A 17,593-nucleotide genomic window follows, 5' to 3' on the forward strand; every position below is an offset into this window, starting at 1 on the left:
AGATGAATAGGCAACAACGAGTAGAAAGTTTAAGTCGCACTCAGGATAACGGCCCGGCGTACCACCTGTATCAAAACACCTCGAAAGCGAATTTACAGGCGCAGAAACCCCGTGATATCAAAATATGCGACTCACTGGAGACAGTTATCCGCCGTTGCGGGTTGCAAGATGGCATGACTATCTCCTTTCACCATGCTTTTCGTGCTGGTGATTTAACCCTGAATCTGGTGATGGATACCATTGCCGCCATGGGATTCAAAAATCTGCGTCTGGCCTCCAGTTCGCTGAGCGACTGCCATTCACCGCTGGTGGATCATATCCGCAATGGGGTGGTCAGTGAGATCTATACCTCTGGTCTGCGCGGGCCGTTGGCAGAAGAGATCTCTCGCGGGTTACTGGCTAAACCCGTACAGATTCACTCCCACGGTGGCCGGGTTAATCTGATTGAATCCGGCGAACTGACTATCGATATTGCCTTTATCGGCGTACCGGCCTGTGATGAATTTGGTAACGCCAATGGCTTTAGCGGCAATGCCTGTTGTGGCTCGTTGGGCTATGCCAAAGTCGATGCAGACTATGCACACTGTGTGGTGTTGCTGACAGAAGCGGTGGTGACCTATCCCCATCATCCGGCCAGTATTACCCAAGATCAAGTTGACCTGATTGTACAGGTTGAAAAGGTCGGTGATGCCGACAAGATCGGTGCTGATACCACCCGAATGACCTCCAATCCTCGTGAGTTACTGATTGCCCGCCGAGCTGCCGAGGTGATTGCCGGTTCCGGCTATTTTGTCGATGGATTTTCTTTGCAAACCGGGACTGGCGGGGCATCACTGGCAGTGACGCGCTTCCTTGAGGATAAAATGCTGCGGCGCAACATTACTGCCGCTTTTGCCCTCGGTGGCATTACTTCAACGATGGTAGAACTGCACGAAAAAGGGCTGATTACCAAGTTGTTGGATGTGCAAAGCTTTGACCGGCAGGCTGCCTCCTCACTGGCCCGTAACCCACGTCACATCGAAATCAGTGCCAATCAATACGCCAATTTTAGTTCGAAAGGTGCGTCAGTCGATCGACTGGATGTGGTGGTGCTCAGTGCTCTGGAGATTGATACCCGTTTTAACGTCAATGTACTGACCGGCTCGGATGGCGTGTTACGCGGAGCCTCTGGCGGCCATTGCGATACTGCGGTCGCCGCCCGACTCTCTATCATCGTCGCTCCCTTGGTTCGTGGCCGGATCCCGACGCTGGTCAATGACGTCACCACCTGTGTGACGCCCGGTTCCAGTGTCGATATTTTAGTGACCGATCATGGTATTGCGGTTAATCCAGCCCGGCCCGAATTGGCGGAACGCTTACAGCAAGCCGGTTTAGCCGTAGTCACCATCGAATGGCTGCATCAGCGCGCGTTACTACTGACTGGCGTGCCACAACCTATTGCATTTACTGATCGCGTGGTAGCGGTGGTGCGCTATCGCGACGGCTCAGTGATTGACGTTGTGCATCAAATACAGGAGTAGGCGATGAACACACTCTCTCCTGCGTTAGCGGCCAATCGGCCCATCAGCTTACCGGAGTTACTTACCAGCCGTGAGTCCCGTCAGAGCAGACAACAGGCGTGGCTGGCTCGCCATCAGGTGACGTTGATTTCACTGACGTTGGTGGCACCCGGTGCGGTGAAAGATAACCCATTGACGCGCAAATTATTTGCATTGGCATGGCAGGCGATCACCTCGCTAAGTCAACGGCAGTGTTGGCCAGTGTTGCAGCAAGAGATTTTTCCACTGCCGACCGGCTGTGAAGGTTTGATGGCGGTGGATTTACCTGCGGAACAGGTGAAGGACGCCGCGTTGTTACTTGAGCTAAAACACCCGCAGGGCCGGTTATGGGATATCGATGTGCTTGATGCATCGGGGCAAATCTTATCGCGCCGTGATGTGGGGTTAGCGCCGCGCCGCTGTCTGCTTTGTCACCGTCCAGCCAATGTCTGTGCCCGCGCGCAAACCCACAGTATTGACCAACTATTGGTTCAGATGGAGTTGATGCTCAATGCCACAACTGCAACGCACTGACAACAGGGCGGCTCAATCACCTGCCGCCTCCTCTGACTTTGCCAAAAAATATGGCGCACTGGCGTATCGCGCCATGCTGGCAGAGGTGAATCTGACACCGAAACCGGGCCTGGTGGATCGCTTCAATTGTGGTGCACATAAGGATATGGCGCTGATCGATTTTTATCACAGTGCTGATGCTATTGCGCCGTGGCTCCCGCGCTTTATAGAACAGGGTATCAACCATGCTCAGCTTGGTGGGCAGGCAGCACTGAACAGCCTGCGACCGCTGGGACTGGCGTGTGAAAACAGTATGTTCCACGCCACCGGGGGGGTGAATACCCATAAAGGTAGCGTTTTTTCGCTGGGATTAATTTGCTGTGCGTTGGGGCGGCTGAAAGCGCGAGGTGAATGGATTAGCGCTAATGCTATTTGCCAGGAGGCGGCGCGCCTGTGTTCTGGGCTGACAGAGCGTGAGTTGCGTCAATCCAATCCACAACAAACGGCGGGCCAACGGCTGTTCTATCACTATGGCCTGACCGGCGCACGCGGCGAGGCCGAATCTGGCTTCGCTACAGTGTTGAATTATGCCTTGCCCGCTTACCAACGCTTATTAGTTAACGGGGCGGAATCCGACCATGCCTTATTGCACACCTTGCTGATTTTGATGTCCGTCAACCGCGATACCAATGTGGTGTCCCGTGGCGGTATGGCCGGGCTGCAATGGCTGCAACAGCAGGCGACAGAGATTCTGGCCTCACTCGCATCGGCAGGGATGGGTTCTCCTCTCAGCCTGAGGCGGGTGCGAATGTTTGATACCCAATGTATCGCTCGCAACCTTAGTCCCGGCGGCAGTGCTGACCTGCTGATCCTAACCTGGTTTCTGGCGCAGTTCCCTCATCATCTCCCTCACAAAAATAATAGCGTTGTTATTGAACCAGTAACAGCTATAGGAGTATCTCTATGTTGAAGTCGCAAGAGAAATTATGGAAAGCGCTCGCGCCTTTTGTGGTGCTGGCTGTTCTGCTGTTGATTCCCACCCCGGAAGGAATGCCACCTCAAGCCTGGCGCTATTTTGCGATTTTTGTCGCCATGATTGTTGGGATGATTTTAGAACCGATCCCCGCCACCGCGATAAGCTTTATCGCCGTGACGATATGTGTACTGAGTTCAGATTGGGTGCTATTTAGTGCGGCTGAAGTGGCTGATGCCAGCTTTAACGGCGGTAAAGAGTCTTTAAAATGGGGGCTGGCCGGGTTCTCCAGTACCACCGTCTGGCTGGTGTTTGGGGCATTTATCTTTGCGCTGGGTTATGAAGCCACCGGACTTGGCCGCCGTATCGCCCTGTTCATGGTGAAATTCATGGGCAAACGTACCCTGACGTTGGGTTATGCCATTGTTATTATAGATATTCTGTTGGCACCCTTTACACCATCCAATACTGCCCGTACCGGGGGGACAGTGTTCCCGGTAGTAAAAAATCTGCCACCCCTGTTTGACTCATTCCCCAATGATCCGTCGTCACGGCGTATCGGTGGGTACCTAATGTGGATGATGGTGATCGGGACCAGTATCAGCTCCTCCATGTTTGTCACTGGCGCGGCACCTAACGTGCTGGGTATTGAGTTTGTCAATAAAATTGCCGGTGTTCATATTGGCTGGATGCAGTGGTTCCTGGCGTTCCTGCCCGTTGGGTTAATTTTACTGATCGTGGCACCCTGGCTCTCTTATGTGTTGTATAAACCCGGCGTGACCAAAAGCGATGAGGTAGCAGCTTGGGCGCAAACAGCACTGACTGAGATGGGGGCGTTAACGCGCAAGGAAGCAATTCTGATTGGTTTGGTGCTGCTGAGCCTGTGCTTATGGGTGTTTGGCGGTAAATTCATCGATGCGACGGCGGTAGGGTTGCTGGCAGTATCCCTGATGTTGGCACTGCATGTGGTGTCGTGGAAAGACATTACTAAATACTCAAGTGCCTGGAACACGCTGGTCAATCTGGCCACACTGGTGGTGATGGCCAATGGCTTAACGCGGTCGGGCTTCATTGATTGGTTCGCCAATACCATGAGTACCCATTTGGATGGTTTCTCGCCGAATATGACGGTGGTGGCGCTAGTATTGGTGTTCTATTTCTCTCATTATCTGTTTGCCAGCTTGTCTGCCCACACGGCAACCATGCTGCCGGTTATTTTGGCAGTCGGTAAAGGTTTAAGTGGTGTGCCGATGGAGCATTTATCCATGCTGCTGGTGTTATCCATTGGGATCATGGGTGTCCTGACGCCGTATGCGACTGGCCCTGGTGTGATTATCTATGGCTGTGGTTATGTGAAATCGAAAGATTACTGGCGGCTGGGTGGCATCATGGGGGTGTTCTACATCTCAATGTTGCTACTGGTGGGCTGGCCAATCATGAGCCTGTGGTATTGATGACAAAGTAACCGTGAGAAGGGCCGGTCAGCGGCCCGACTCATGATTATCGTTTTATCAGCCGGTGTACACGCCAAATACCCTTGGTAGCCACAGGGATATTTCAGGAATATAAGTGACCAACATCAGCACCAGGAACAGTGCGCCGTAGAACGGCAACATCGCTTTTACCACTTGTTCAATCTTCTGTTTACTCACCGCACTGGCGACAAACAGCACCGACCCCACCGGGGGGGTGATCAGACCAATCCCCAAATTGATCAACATAATCATACCGAAATGGACCGGATCAATACCTAATGAATTGGTCACTGGCATCAGTACCGGTGTTAGGATCAGAATCAGCGGTGCCATATCCATCAAGGTGCCAATCAGCAGCAGCATGATATTGATACACATCAGAATCACGTATTTGTTATCAGAAACCGAGGTAAAGAATTCAGTGATACGTTCTGGCAACTGCATGTAGGTCATGATAGCGCCGAAACTGGCGGCAAAACCGATTAAAATCATCACGATAGTGACAGTTTTTACCGTGCGATACATCAGTTTAGGCAATTCGGACCATTTATAGTCGCGATAGATAAACATAGTGACGAAGAATGACCACAAACAGGCAATCGCGGCAGATTCTGTGGCGGTAAATACCCCGGAAAGAATTCCTCCCATGATGATGACCACCGTCATCAACCCCCATAATGTATCGACAAAGATTTTAAGCGCCTGACGGAACGGCACTCGTTCACCTTTAGGGTAACCTCGCTTATAGGCAAAGCCGACACACATTAGCATCAGGGTAAAACTGAGCAGCAAGCCCGGTAAAATCCCGGCAATAAACAGCGCCGCGATGGATACGGTGCCGCCGGTTGCCAGTGAGTAAATCACCGAATTATGGCTGGGTGGGGTCAATATCGCCTGCACTGAACCACTGGCGGTGACTGCGGCGGCAAAATCACGCGGATAGCCTTTTTTATCCATTTCCGGGATCATTACCGAGCCAATGGAGGCGGTATCTGCCACTGATGATCCTGAAATGGCACCGAAAAATGTTGAAGCGACAATGTTAACTAGCGACAAACCACCACGGATGAAACCAACGAAAATATAGGCGAAACTCACCAGCCGCCGTGCGATGCCACCTTCGGCCATAATGGCCCCCGCCAGAATAAAGAACGGAATGGCCAGTAATGAGAATTTATTGACGCCACTGGTGATTTGAATCATCACCGCTTCCAACGGTAAATCAATCCAAAATGCCCCGGCGATGGCACTTAAACCGACGGCATAAGCCACCGGGACACCAATCGCCAGCAAGATTGCCAGCGTAAAAACTAAAATAAATGCGTCCATAAGGCAAAGTTCCCCAAATTATGAATTGCCGATCATCACTACCGGGCGGTGGGTCTGCGGGCCAAAAAATAGCCGCTCGATGATAAACATCAGCGTTATCGCGGAGCCGATTGGCAGAGGAATATAGCTTTGTCCGGCTGTCAGTAATGGGAACTCAGCCACTGGTTGTGACCAAAGCTCGCTACACAGAATGTAGCTATAGACCAAAATAAACAGGCTTATCAGCACCATCAGCAAATCAACCAATAACAGGCATACTTTTTTACCGGTCTCAGAGAGCCGATCAGTGACCATACTGACGGCAATATGTGAACCAGATCGATAACTGGCGGCAGCACCAATAAAAGTAAATGTCACCATACATAATATGGCGACGGGCTCTGGCCAGGATAAGCCATCGTTTTGGACATAACGGGCAAATATCCCCATAGGGATAACTGCAACCATAATGATTAAGGCAATACCAGCGACCCAGATCGACAGGCGATATAACGCATCCATCGTTGATAGATAATAGCGAGCCATAGCGGAGACCTCAGTGTACCCAGGGTCATTGGCTGCAACACCCATGACCTTGGGTAAATATCAGTAGTATTAAAAAATTTAATACTGTCGGAAAGATGTTATTGCATGGCTGCAATCTGCTTGATCAGTTCTTGATGATCCTTACCGAATTCATCACGAACAGGTTGAGTGGCTTTATAATAATAGTCATGATCCATTTCATGATATTGCACGCCACCGGCTTTCATTTTGTCATGGGATTGCTGCACATAGGCTTGCCATAATACGCGCTGCTCAGCCTGTGCTTCTTTGGCCAATTTCAGAATGGTTTGTTGATCTTCAGCAGATAATTTATCCCATTTGGTTTTGGAATAAAGGAACAGCTCAGGAATAATAAAATGGCCGCTCAGGGTATAGTTTTTGACAACCGGCAGATAATTATGGGCGATAAAGGTCGGTTCGTTATTTTCGGTACCATCAATCACCCCGGTTTGCATCCCGCTGAATACCTCGCTTACGCCCATACTGAGTGAGTTGGCACCCATGGCTTTAAGGGTAGCCAGTGCAATCGGGCTGCCCTGAACGCGGATTTTCATACCTTTGAGATCTTCTGGTTTAACCACCGGTTCTTTGGTAATCAGATTACGGGTACCCGCATCCATCCAGCCGAGAAATACCAATTTTGAGTTCTTATTGTTAGTGATTTTATCACCGATTTCTTGGCCGATTTGACCATCAATAACTTTATGTAAATGGTCTTCGTCGCGGAACATATAGGGCAGGGTAAAGACACTGATCTCCGGCAGAATAGAGGCAACAGGGGTCATAGAAACACGAATAATATCAATTGCTCCCATTTGAGCCTGTTCTATCATTTGCTTTTCATCACCTAAGACACCACCCGGGAATGTTTTAATTTCCAGGCGACCATCCGTTGCGGTCTTTAGTTTGTCGCCCATATTTTTAACAGCAACAACATTAGGATAATCTTTGGGATGAACATCGGCAGCTTTAATTTGTTGAGCAGAGGCCATTTGACTAAATAATATGGCAGAAATAGCCAGGCACAGTGTGGGCAAAGGCTTTGGGAATTTCATTCAGTGTTCTCCAGAAGTCGCTATACAAAAGATAAAATGGATTATTTTTAATAATGGGATAGGTATATACCCAATAGAATTCAAGCAGCAGGTGCGCATCTGTAACCTGTAACCTGACGGATATATCAATATATAAAAAAAGGTTATTCCTTTATCCCTCTGGTAATTAACCTAGCTGTTTACATTTTCTTTTAAATTGACCATTGTCACAGAAAAAGAAACGTCAGGAACTGCGTTTCAATAATTGTGAAGTGACATTTCATAATGAATTAAGTCGTATTGGGTTATTTGTTGATGGGATTGGTGTTTTGGCTTTTGGCAGCAACTTGCTTTCACTGATGTGTTTTAGCCACCGGGATAGGTTCGGATATTGTGGTGCTGTGGGTTAACTACTATTATAAAGGCCTATGAATCCAGATGATTAGGATAACGCGTGACGTCGGTATTTATTCGTAACTTTACCTTTGCCGCACTGCCAGCCAGCGGTTTAAATGGCCAGCCATTGTTTCACGGCCTGTTGGCAAAATGTGATTTTGATGTCAATGAATACCGGGATGAGCTGTTTGCTGTTTATGGCATTGCGTTTCCCGGCAGTTTACAAAAAGCAGTGGCAAAACGGCGTGCCGAATACCTGGCGGGCCGTTTTGTCGCCCGACAAGTGCTGAATATGCTAGAAGTACGCAATTATCCGTTGGCGAATGGGCTAGATCGCGCGCCACTATGGCCCGCCGGTTTGATTGGCAGCATCAGTCATAACAACCAACGTGCTCTGTGCACTGCGCAAATTATAACGCCGGCTACAGAGTATTCTGATGAAAGTGCTCATGTCCACGGTGTTGGGCTAGATATTGAAAGCCTGATTGCCGTTGAAAGGGCGAATGATCTATGGCCCGGAATCCTTAGTGAGCAGGAGTACCGCGACCTTCAGGAAGGCCCATTAGTATTCAACCAGTTACTGACATTGGCTTTTTCAGCCAAAGAGAGTCTATTTAAAGCAGTGTATCCACAGCTAGGGCGTTATTTTGACTTCCTGGAGGCCCGTTTCCTGAGTTATTCCATGGCATCAGGGCGTTTTGAGTTGCAGCTATTACGGGATCTCAGCAGTGACTTCCCAGCAGGCCGCATTTTTACGGGATGTTTCACTGTTAATGACAGTGATATTCAAACATTTATTGCTTACTAAGTTGGTACTAGTCACTTGTTGTAATAACTTTTTATTTTTTTAAGTTGGAAATTTCAATCGATATAGACTAAATATTTGACTATCAACCATATTTATTTGATAGGACATCATGAAATATATAGTGCTATTCGTTTTTATCTTATGTGTAGTCTATGTGCATTTTCGTGGCAAAGTTCGCTACAAGTTCTGGCGTCAGCTCTCAGATCATTCGACATTTGTTTCACCCATCAATGTGTTTATGTATCTGTTTTCACGGGTACCCACCACACCCTATTTAAAGCAGGATCTTTTCCCTGAATTGACCGTGCTGCGTGAAAACTGGCAGCAAATCAGGGATGAAGGTAAGGCGCTGATGGAAATCCAGCAAATCAAAGCATCGGATAAATATAATGATGCGGGTTTTAATTCGTTTTTTAAAACTGGCTGGAAACGTTTTTATCTGAAATGGTATGAAGACAGCCATCCTTCGGCGATGACACTTTGCCCTTATACCACCTCGTTATTACGCGGATTACCTTCGGTAAAGGCAGCGATGTTTGCTGAATTACCGCACGGTAGCCGCCTGCCTCGGCATCGTGATCCTTATGCCGGTTCTTTACGTTATCACCTTGGTTTAATCACCCCGAATGATGACCGCTGTTTTATTGATGTTGATGGCACCACTTACAGTTGGCGTGACGGTGAAGGCATTTTATTTGATGAAACTTATATTCATTATGCCGAGAATCAGAGTGGGCAGAATAGGCTGATCCTGTTTTGTGATATTGAGCGGCCAATGCGTTACCGCTGGGCGCAATGGATTAACCACTGGTTGGGGCGCAATTTAATGAGTGCAGCCACTGCCCCCAACGAAGAGGGGGATCGTACCGGTGGTGTCAATCGTATGTTTAAATACATCTATGCAGTGCGCAAGGTGGGGAAACGGTTGAAAGCCTGGAATCGTAGGATCTATTATTTGATTAAATGGATATTATTCGGTGGTATTGCCGTATTGATTTTTTATGCACTGTGAAAGAAAACGGCTCACAGAACAGACTATCAAATAGCGAGAGCCCTGCCCAAACTTAACTATGTGGGGCTTTCTCATCAATTATCTTGATCACTTTTCTTTTTTGACGCCCGCAACCCCGCCACAAATCCAGACTCAGACAAACATCACACCCAAAATTGATACTTAGAGCCGTCAAAAACCAATGGAATATTTTATTCTATTGATAGTTGTTTTTGAAACAATATAGTTATCTAAGTCACAAAGTTGTAAATTTTTTTGTAATTATAGCGTGAATAACTCATCAGTACCGTCATCTATTCTAAGCATAATAGTACTTATATATCAGTGCGATAATGATATGTTTGATGATGGCCCACCTGTTTTACCTGAAATTTTCCCCGCCAAAAATGAAATTAGAATGCCATGTTGTGATCGATATAGAATTTTAATTTCAATTCAAATGATATGTTGTGTCACAGTGAGTTAACATACTTATCAGTGATAACGCCAGTTGAGGATCGCCAGAAACCGCTAGCGAGCATTCATTGATAGTCTATTTTTGTCTCGTCAGGAGGATATAGATGAAAGAAGTCAGTGTTGGATTGATTGGTGGTGGTTATTGCAGTCAAGCCGTCGGTTGGTTTCAGGCCGCAACCTTTGTTTGTGCTGTCAGCAGAATGAGGGGCCGGGACTTCGGTTGAGGCGGGTTAGCAAAATATAACGTATTACCAGTACCACCACGGTAATCGGTACATTTTAAAAATTGGGAGCGCAAAAGGATCATGCAAAATAAAAACCGTAGCAAGAATCATATAATATCGCACTCTGGAATAAAACTTATTTGTCTTCAATAACTGCATTTATCTTATTAATAAATCAGAGTGTCAAAAAGTTCTTCATCACCTCCATGTTTTAAGGTGGAGAAGGAGTTACTTTTGTTTTTTGAAACCCTTTTTGACATTAAATGGATAATCAAATAAAAAGGTAATGATATGTCGTTAATGATGAATCTCAATGCACAACAGAGAAAACGATTACATCAAATAACATTAGTCGCTACATTTGGTGGCTTGCTCTTTGGTTATGATACCGGTGTTATTAATGGTGCATTTTCTTCATTGAAAGAAAATATGGCCCTGACGCCGACGACTGTGGGCCTGGTAATGAGTGTACTGTTGGTCGGTGCCGCCATTGGTAGTGTTTTTGGCGGAAAATTGGCTGACTTTTTTGGTCGAAGAAAATACCTGCTCTATCTCTCCTTCGTTTTTTTCTTTGGTGCGTTATTGTGTGCATTATCGCCTAATATCACCACTCTTTTAATTGCCAGATTTTTACTTGGTTACGCGGTAGGCGGGGCATCGGTTACTGCACCTACATTTATATCCGAGGTTGCGCCGACAGAAATGCGGGGCAAACTTACCGGGTTGAATGAAGTTGCCATTGTTATTGGACAATTAGCAGCATTTGCAGTAAATGCGGTAATTGGTATTGCCTGGGGCCATCTGCCTGAGGTCTGGCGTTATATGCTATTGGTTCAAACTATCCCTGCTATTTGCCTGTTAGTGGGAATGTGGCGTTCGCCAGAAAGCCCCCGTTGGTTGATCAGTAAAAATAGGCGGGAAGAGGCATTAACAATTTTAAAACAAATTCGCCCTGAGCCACGGGCTATTAAAGAGTTTAATGATATCGTAACGTTGATTGATATCGAAAAAGAAAAGAAATTGTATGCTAAAAATGATTTGGCTATTATTTTTCAAACACCGTGGATCTTAAAATTAATTTTGGTGGGTATTGCCTGGGCAGCTTTACAGCAAACTACCGGTGTTAACGTCATTATGTATTATGGTACGGAAATATTAAAAACTGCCGGATTCTCGGAAAGAATGTCGCTAATCTGTAACGTGTTAAATGGCGTTTTTTCTGTCGGGGGGATGGTTATTGGGGTTATGTTCCTGGTTGATCGTTTTAAACGAAAAACACTGATTGTGTATGGTTTTGCCCTGATGGCAACGCTGCACTTGATTATTGCTGGCGCGGATTATTATCTGGTTGGTGAAATAAAGGCCACTGTTATTTGGTTGCTGGGTGCACTGTTTGTCGGGGTCATGCAGGGTACGATGGGCTTTCTGACTTGGGTCGTATTAGCAGAACTGTTCCCATTAAAGATTCGTGGCCTATCTATGGGGATCTCAGTATTTTTCATGTGGATCATGAATGCTATTGTGAGTTATTTGTTCCCCGTGCTTCAGGCGAAACTTGGCTTGGGTCCGGTCTTCTTGATTTTTGCTCTTATCAACTATCTGGCGATTATCTTTGTGATTACCGCCTTACCAGAAACATCCAATAAATCATTAGAACAACTTGAAGAAGAACTGTCTGCCGGTAATTAATAACATAATTTTTATATGAGATAAAAAAGATCATATCGCAAAAGGGACAGATAATGATAGATAATATTACCGTTGATAACCTACACTTAGGATGTCATGCAAAAAATAAAGCTGAAGTTTTAGCAATGATAGGAAAAGAGTTTAAATTAAAAGGTTATATTAACCAAGACTGTATCTCTTTTCTTAATGAAAGAGAACAACAAGTCTCTACATTCTTGGGGAATGGTATTACCTTACCTCATCTGCCTAAATCAGCCACAAATATCATTGTTAAAACCGGTGTTGAGATTTTTCAATTCCCTGATGGTGTCATCTGGGATAGAAGTAATGTTATGTTTATTGCCATTGGGGTTATTGCTAAAGAAAAAGAGCATATTGATGTGTTAAAAGATGTAGCCTCGATTTTTAGTGATGAAATTATTGCCAATGCGCTCTCATTAATCTCAAATAAACAGGATTTTCTCCGTATCCTTAATCGTAAATAGGGGGAGGGTCGTGTAAGCCTGGAATTGTAGGGTTTATTAGCAGATTAAATAGCAAAAAGTTCACTTGAGGTTGCTTAAGTGGGCTTTTTTAATTTGGTAGTTGTAAAACCATCTCAATGTGCTGGCTGACGCTTAACAGTAGTGACTTTTATTAACCACTTCGGCATAAAGTTATTAAGGCGATTTGATGCCATTCGCGCATGTTTCCATCCTGAAACAGAACCTGGGTACTCAGAAAAAGAGTAGGTTACTATCGCGTATGCCTCTATATGACGTTAATAGATAACGATAGATATTTATGTTGTTTGCATAGCATGAACTTTTGGCAGTATAAAATAATAATATTATCGCAAGTCACTTATGCATAATAATATTTTCATTCATTAACAGTACAAGGAGGTAGTGTGAGCATTATTCCTATTCCTGACTATAAAACTCTACTTATATAGTGAATTATATTCATACAGTAAACTAATCGCACAGTGGATGTGAGGGTTATTTTTACGTCAAAATTAAAACTTGGTATTTAAATATATTATTATAAATAACCAAACGGAATAACCTAATATTCCTATTAAGACGATAGTGTCGAATAAATATACTTTATTCCTAATGGTGATTAAGGAAAAAGTACAGGGTGATTATAGCTAAAGGCTGTTTTTATTTATTATTACTTTACGATTATTATTAATCAAGGACAGTATCATGTTGAAACCTATCGCATTTTCTTTGGGATTAACAAGTTTATCCCTACTCACTTTTCATGCTCAGGCAGATGAACCATTACCCGATGAAGTTCGCGTGGCCTACGGTGGTAGCTCACAGGTTCTGGTTCTGGCGAAAGTCGATGGTTCGTTGGAAAAAGCACTCAATACCAAGGTGAAATGGGTACAATTTGCCACCGGTGCTGATGCATTAGGTTATTTTGCCAGCGATGCGATTGATATTGCCAATATAGGTTCAAGCCCTGCGGTCGCGGGTTTGGTGCGAAAACTGCCAATAGAAATATTTGGTATATCAGGTGTGATAGCTACGTCTGAACGCCTTATTGCTAAAGATACGATTACCTCTTTGAAGGATATTGAAGGTAAACGTGTCGCTTATCCGCCTAATTCAACCGCTCAATATGCATTAGATGCCGCGATAGTGGTCAATCATATTGACCGTAATAAGGTGACATTAATTCCATTGCGACCCGCAGAAATGGTTGCTGCGTGGAAACGGGGAGATATTGACGCGGGCTATGTTTGGGCTCCTTTTGCGCAAGAGCTCGAAGTCTCTGGCGGGCATCCCGTATTCGAGACCAAACAGCTTCAGCAGGACGGTTATCTCATTTATAACAATTATGTGGTCAGAACTGCGTTTGCTAAAGCGCATCCCGAGTTATTGAGCCAATTCTTGCAAGTACATCAGCAAAAAGTTGATGAATTTAAGCGTGATCCAATAAAAGCGGCGGCTATCGTGGCGAAAGATGTTGGCGCACCGGTGACTACGGCAACGAATACCTTATCTGGTTTGGAATATCCAACACTTAAACAGCAGGAAACGGCGCAGTGGTTAGGCAACGGTTCCGATACTGATAACAGTGGTATTGGGCAGGCGGTGCATAAAACTGCTGGGTTCTTGGAAAGCATTGGTGAAGTGCGTAAACGTGACATTCCCAGCTCGTTTGAAAAGGGAATTAATGTCAGTTATTTAAAGGATGCGATCGCCGCACAAGTACAGCAATAGGGTATTTATGAATCGAGTGCAGCAGGTTGGGTTAAGCGTTGGGGCGGTTATTTCATTCTTCTTATTGTGGCAGGTGGTGGGGGCTGAGCAGTGGATCGATCCATTGCTGTTACCGCCATTATCGGATATTGCCCTCACCGCCGGCGAGTTGCTGCAAGAGGGATACCGGCAAGTGCCATTGTGGCAACACATTGCTGTCAGTGTTGCCCGGGCATTGAGTGCATTCGCCGTCGCTATCTTGGTTGGCGTGCCATTGGGATTGGTTATGGGTCTGTCGCAACCTATTGCAGCGCTGCTTAACCCATTTGTGCAGTTTTTACGGCCATTACCCAAGATAGCATTGATCCCCTTAGCGGTTGTCTGGCTGGGTATCGGTGAGTCATCCAAGTTTTTCCTGATTTTTATTGCCACATTTCTCAGTGTGGTGGTTGGGGCTTGCGCTGCGGTTGAACGTATTGGACGAGCCAGAATTCGTGTCGCCCAAACATTAGGTGCTAGCCGTCGGCAGATTTTTTTTCGTGTAGTACTACCTGAAACGCTACCAGAATTGTTTACCAGTGTGCGCTTATCCATTGGTATTGGTTGGACGTCGCTGATTGCTGCTGAAATGGTTGCTGCGACATCAGGGCTAGGCTGGATGGTGATCAATGCCAGCTCGTATTTACGTACTGACATTGTGATGCTGGGAATACTGTTACTGGGTGGTATTGGTTATCTGCTTGATCTGCTGATTGTAGGTTTACAGCGATTATTGGTGCCATGGGCAGGGAGAGAGTAATGCGAAAGGAACCATCGGCATCTATTACGGTTAATCGGGTCAATTTGGGTTTTGCCACTAAGCAGGGGCGGCAGCAGGTGCTGGAAGATATCTCTTTGAGCATCGAGCTGGGTGAATTTGTGGTACTGCTCGGGCCGTCGGGCTGTGGTAAGTCAACCATTCTTAATTTGATAGCCGGCTTTGAGCACCCCGACAGTGGCAATATTCAATGCCAGGGAGATGTGGTGTCAGCACCTGGACCGGATCGAGGGATGGTATTTCAGCAGGCAAATCTATTCCCATGGTTAACGGTACGCGATAACGTCTCTTTCGGCCCACGGATGCAGGGGGCGACGCCTGCGCAAATCCTACCGGAAACACAGGCATTCCTGAAACTGGTGGGTTTGCAAGGGTTTGAAGATCACTATCCATGGCAATTATCCGGTGGCATGAAACAACGGGTCGCGATGGCCAGAGCCTGGTTACCCAACCCCGACATATTGCTGATGGATGAACCTTTTGGTGCGTTGGACGCGCAAACCCGTCTCATGATGCAGGAATTGTTGTTATCAGCCTGGCAGCAAACCGGCACCACGATTTTGTTTGTGACACATGATGTTGAGGAGGCTCTGTTTCTGGCCGACCGGATCCTTATCATGTCAGCACACCCCGGTTGTATCGTAGATGAAATAAAACTGCCTTTTGGCCGTCAGCGTGACATAGAAACGTTGGCTCAGGCTGAGGGTTATAGCGAAATTAAACAGCGGATATTGCATCGAGTTCGTAGTGAAGCCCGCCGTCATTTCAATAACTAATATAATATTATTAAGGAATTACTATGCATCTCGCTCGGTTTCCTCGCCTTTCATTGGGCCATTTCCCTACGCCATTAGAGGCATTGCCCGCGTTATCACGTTATTTAGGTGGTCCTAATATTTATATTAAACGTGATGATTGCACGGGGCTGGCGACCGGTGGCAACAAGACGCGTAAATTAGAATTTCTGCTGGCGGATGCGCTGCAACAAGGGGCCGATGTGGTGATTACGCAAGGGGCTACCCAGTCAAATCATGTCCGTCAGACGATTGCTGCGGCGGCAAAATTGGGTTTGGAAGCACAAATTTTGCTGGAGAAACGAGTCAGTGATTTTGGCGATGATTACCAGTTTTCGGGCAATATCTTGTTGGATAATTTATTAGGGGGAACGATAGCGGCTCACTTGCCAGCGGGGACGGATATGCAGCAGGCGATGGAGCATTTGGCAGAGACATTGCGGGCACAAGGGAAAAAGCCATATATCATCCCGGGTGGTGGGTCGAATCCGATCGGTGCTTTAGGTTATGTTGCTTGCGCGCAAGAGTTACTTTATCAGTCTAGCCAGCAGCAGCTACGAATTGATCATATTGTACACGCAACAGGCAGTACGGGAACACAAGCCGGGTTGGTTACAGGGCTGGTTGCCAGTAATAGTGGTATTCCGGTACTGGGCATCAGTGTTCGCGCACCACAAGATAAACAGGAGCAAAATGTTTACTCTTTGGCACAACGGACTGGGGAACTGCTGGGGCTAAAGGGGGAATTCCCTCGGGAAAGCGTGATCGTTAATAGCGATTATGTCGGTGCGGGTTATGGTTTACCGACTGATGGCATGCTTGAAGCGCTGACGTTGGTGGCACAATTAGAAGGGATTCTGCTTGATCCTGTCTATTCAGGAAAAGGAATGGCGGGGTTGATCGATTTAGTGCGCCAGGGATATTTTTCACCAGACGATAATGTTGTCTTTATCCATACCGGCGGTTCTGCCGGGCTGTTCGGTTACCGCCAGGTATTAGAGCAGGTAGGCAAGGATGACTAAACCTCTTTTATTTGGTGTGCTGGGTGGGATGGGACCCCTTGCGACACTGGATCTATTGCACAAAATTATTGAAGTAACGCCAGTTAGTCGGGATCAGGACCATTTACCGGTAGTGACATGGAATGTCCCGCAAATACCTGATCGACAAAAAGCATTGGCGGGATGTGGGGAATCACCGTTGCCACAGTTGTTACATGCAATACAGCAACTGAATCAGTTAGATGTCAGTCATATTGCTATACCCTGTAATACGGCACATCACTGGTATCCACAACTGGCCAATGCTAGCCGGGCACCTATCCTGCATATTGTCGATATTGCCGTAGCCCACATAGCTAGTTTGCACCCCCGACCACAACGGGTCGGGGTGATCGCAACCGAGGCAACACTGCAAGCGCAGTGGTATCAGCAGCGATTGGCGGCATTAGGGATCAGCGTCATTTTACCGACCGAACAGGCATTAAAAACCTTGTTTGTCCCAGGATGTTATGCGGTAAAGCGTGGTGAGGTAGCTCTTGGGGGCCAACTCTTGCAACAGTTGGCTACAGAATTGGTAGGGCGTGGTGCCGAAAAATTAGTGTTGGCTTGTACTGAAATTCCGCTCGCGTTTAACGCTATTGAATCGCCACTACTGGCTTTGAGTATTGACCCTGCATATGCCTTAGCTCAGCATTGTGTGACGTTATGGCAACATTCACAATCGGCTAATAGTTTTCACATACAATAGCGCCCTTTTTAAATAGGGCGATTTAAATGATTAATTTCGGCGCAT

At 46.5% G+C, this 17,593-nt stretch carries 16 protein-coding genes; 13 read left to right on the forward strand and 3 right to left on the reverse strand.

Annotated features, from left to right (window positions below):
- Nucleotides 1-2: 2 nt before the first annotated feature.
- The 4 genes from citF to Q2T71_RS07125 are packed head-to-tail and all read left to right on the forward strand — an operon-like array spanning nucleotide 3 to nucleotide 4,478.
- Entirely contained in the window at nucleotides 3-1,520 is a 1,518-nt protein-coding gene (citF, locus tag Q2T71_RS07110; RefSeq protein ID WP_372558566.1) for a citrate lyase subunit alpha, read from the forward strand.
- A 3-nt stretch (nucleotides 1,521-1,523) separates the two neighbouring features.
- Nucleotides 1,524-2,072, forward strand: coding sequence for a citrate lyase holo-[acyl-carrier protein] synthase (citX, locus tag Q2T71_RS07115; protein ID WP_372558567.1), 549 nt, complete (start codon nucleotides 1,524-1,526; stop codon nucleotides 2,070-2,072).
- The gene (gene citG / locus Q2T71_RS07120) at nucleotides 2,050-3,021 is read left to right on the forward strand and encodes a triphosphoribosyl-dephospho-CoA synthase CitG (protein ID WP_372558568.1); all 972 of its coding nucleotides are present in this window, start codon (nucleotides 2,050-2,052) and stop codon (nucleotides 3,019-3,021) included. Before citX ends, citG begins: the two co-directional genes overlap by 23 nt.
- Nucleotides 3,015-4,478, forward strand: coding sequence for an anion permease (locus Q2T71_RS07125; RefSeq protein WP_083159211.1), 1,464 nt, complete (start codon nucleotides 3,015-3,017; stop codon nucleotides 4,476-4,478). The genes citG and Q2T71_RS07125 overlap by 7 nt, the downstream gene beginning before the upstream one ends.
- Nucleotides 4,479-4,535: 57 nt before the next feature.
- On the opposite strand, the gene Q2T71_RS07130 is transcribed toward Q2T71_RS07125, so the two are convergent.
- From Q2T71_RS07130 to Q2T71_RS07140, 3 genes are all read right to left on the reverse strand, one after another.
- Complete coding sequence (locus Q2T71_RS07130) at nucleotides 4,536-5,828, reverse strand: TRAP transporter large permease (RefSeq protein ID WP_019080904.1); 1,293 nt, start codon at nucleotides 5,826-5,828, stop codon at nucleotides 4,536-4,538.
- A gap of 18 nt (nucleotides 5,829-5,846) precedes the next feature.
- Nucleotides 5,847-6,353 carry a TRAP transporter small permease gene (locus Q2T71_RS07135; protein WP_372558569.1) on the reverse strand — a complete coding sequence of 169 codons (507 nt, stop codon included), beginning with the start codon at nucleotides 6,351-6,353 and terminating at the stop codon, nucleotides 5,847-5,849.
- 98 nt (nucleotides 6,354-6,451) lie between these two features.
- Nucleotides 6,452-7,429, reverse strand: a complete 978-nt coding sequence (locus Q2T71_RS07140) for a TRAP transporter substrate-binding protein (protein WP_372558570.1) — start codon at nucleotides 7,427-7,429, stop codon at nucleotides 6,452-6,454.
- Nucleotides 7,430-7,862: 433 nt separating this feature from the next.
- On the opposite strand from Q2T71_RS07140, the gene Q2T71_RS07145 reads away from it, so the two are divergent.
- The 9 genes from Q2T71_RS07145 (at nucleotide 7,863) to Q2T71_RS07185 (ending at nucleotide 17,548) form a co-directional block, all read left to right on the forward strand.
- Complete coding sequence (locus tag Q2T71_RS07145; RefSeq protein WP_372558571.1) at nucleotides 7,863-8,612, forward strand: 4'-phosphopantetheinyl transferase; 750 nt, start codon at nucleotides 7,863-7,865, stop codon at nucleotides 8,610-8,612.
- 109 nt (nucleotides 8,613-8,721) lie between these two features.
- Nucleotides 8,722-9,624, forward strand: coding sequence for a lipid A hydroxylase LpxO (gene lpxO / locus Q2T71_RS07150; RefSeq protein ID WP_372558572.1), 903 nt, complete (start codon nucleotides 8,722-8,724; stop codon nucleotides 9,622-9,624).
- A gap of 971 nt (nucleotides 9,625-10,595) precedes the next feature.
- Entirely contained in the window at nucleotides 10,596-11,993 is a 1,398-nt protein-coding gene (locus Q2T71_RS07155) for a sugar porter family MFS transporter (protein ID WP_372558573.1), read from the forward strand.
- 53 nt (nucleotides 11,994-12,046) lie between these two features.
- Complete coding sequence (locus tag Q2T71_RS07160; RefSeq protein ID WP_372558574.1) at nucleotides 12,047-12,478, forward strand: PTS sugar transporter subunit IIA; 432 nt, start codon at nucleotides 12,047-12,049, stop codon at nucleotides 12,476-12,478.
- Nucleotides 12,479-13,186: 708 nt separating this feature from the next.
- Complete coding sequence (locus tag Q2T71_RS07165; RefSeq protein WP_372559872.1) at nucleotides 13,187-14,209, forward strand: glycine betaine ABC transporter substrate-binding protein; 1,023 nt, start codon at nucleotides 13,187-13,189, stop codon at nucleotides 14,207-14,209.
- Nucleotides 14,210-14,216: 7 nt separating this feature from the next.
- The gene (locus Q2T71_RS07170) at nucleotides 14,217-14,987 is read left to right on the forward strand and encodes an ABC transporter permease (RefSeq protein WP_372558575.1); all 771 of its coding nucleotides are present in this window, start codon (nucleotides 14,217-14,219) and stop codon (nucleotides 14,985-14,987) included.
- On the forward strand, nucleotides 14,987-15,781 hold the full coding sequence (locus tag Q2T71_RS07175) for an ABC transporter ATP-binding protein (protein ID WP_372558576.1): 795 nt from the start codon (nucleotides 14,987-14,989) through the stop codon (nucleotides 15,779-15,781). Before Q2T71_RS07170 ends, Q2T71_RS07175 begins: the two co-directional genes overlap by 1 nt.
- Before the next feature lie 23 nt (nucleotides 15,782-15,804).
- Nucleotides 15,805-16,821 carry a D-cysteine desulfhydrase gene (locus Q2T71_RS07180; RefSeq protein ID WP_372558577.1) on the forward strand — a complete coding sequence of 339 codons (1,017 nt, stop codon included), beginning with the start codon at nucleotides 15,805-15,807 and terminating at the stop codon, nucleotides 16,819-16,821.
- On the forward strand, nucleotides 16,814-17,548 hold the full coding sequence (locus tag Q2T71_RS07185; RefSeq protein ID WP_372558578.1) for an aspartate/glutamate racemase family protein: 735 nt from the start codon (nucleotides 16,814-16,816) through the stop codon (nucleotides 17,546-17,548). Before Q2T71_RS07180 ends, Q2T71_RS07185 begins: the two co-directional genes overlap by 8 nt.
- The last annotated feature ends 45 nt before the right edge of the window (nucleotides 17,549-17,593 follow it).

This window comes from Yersinia sp. 1652 StPb PI (assembly GCF_041538345.1).
Lineage (GTDB): Bacteria > Pseudomonadota > Gammaproteobacteria > Enterobacterales > Enterobacteriaceae > Yersinia > Yersinia enterocolitica_E.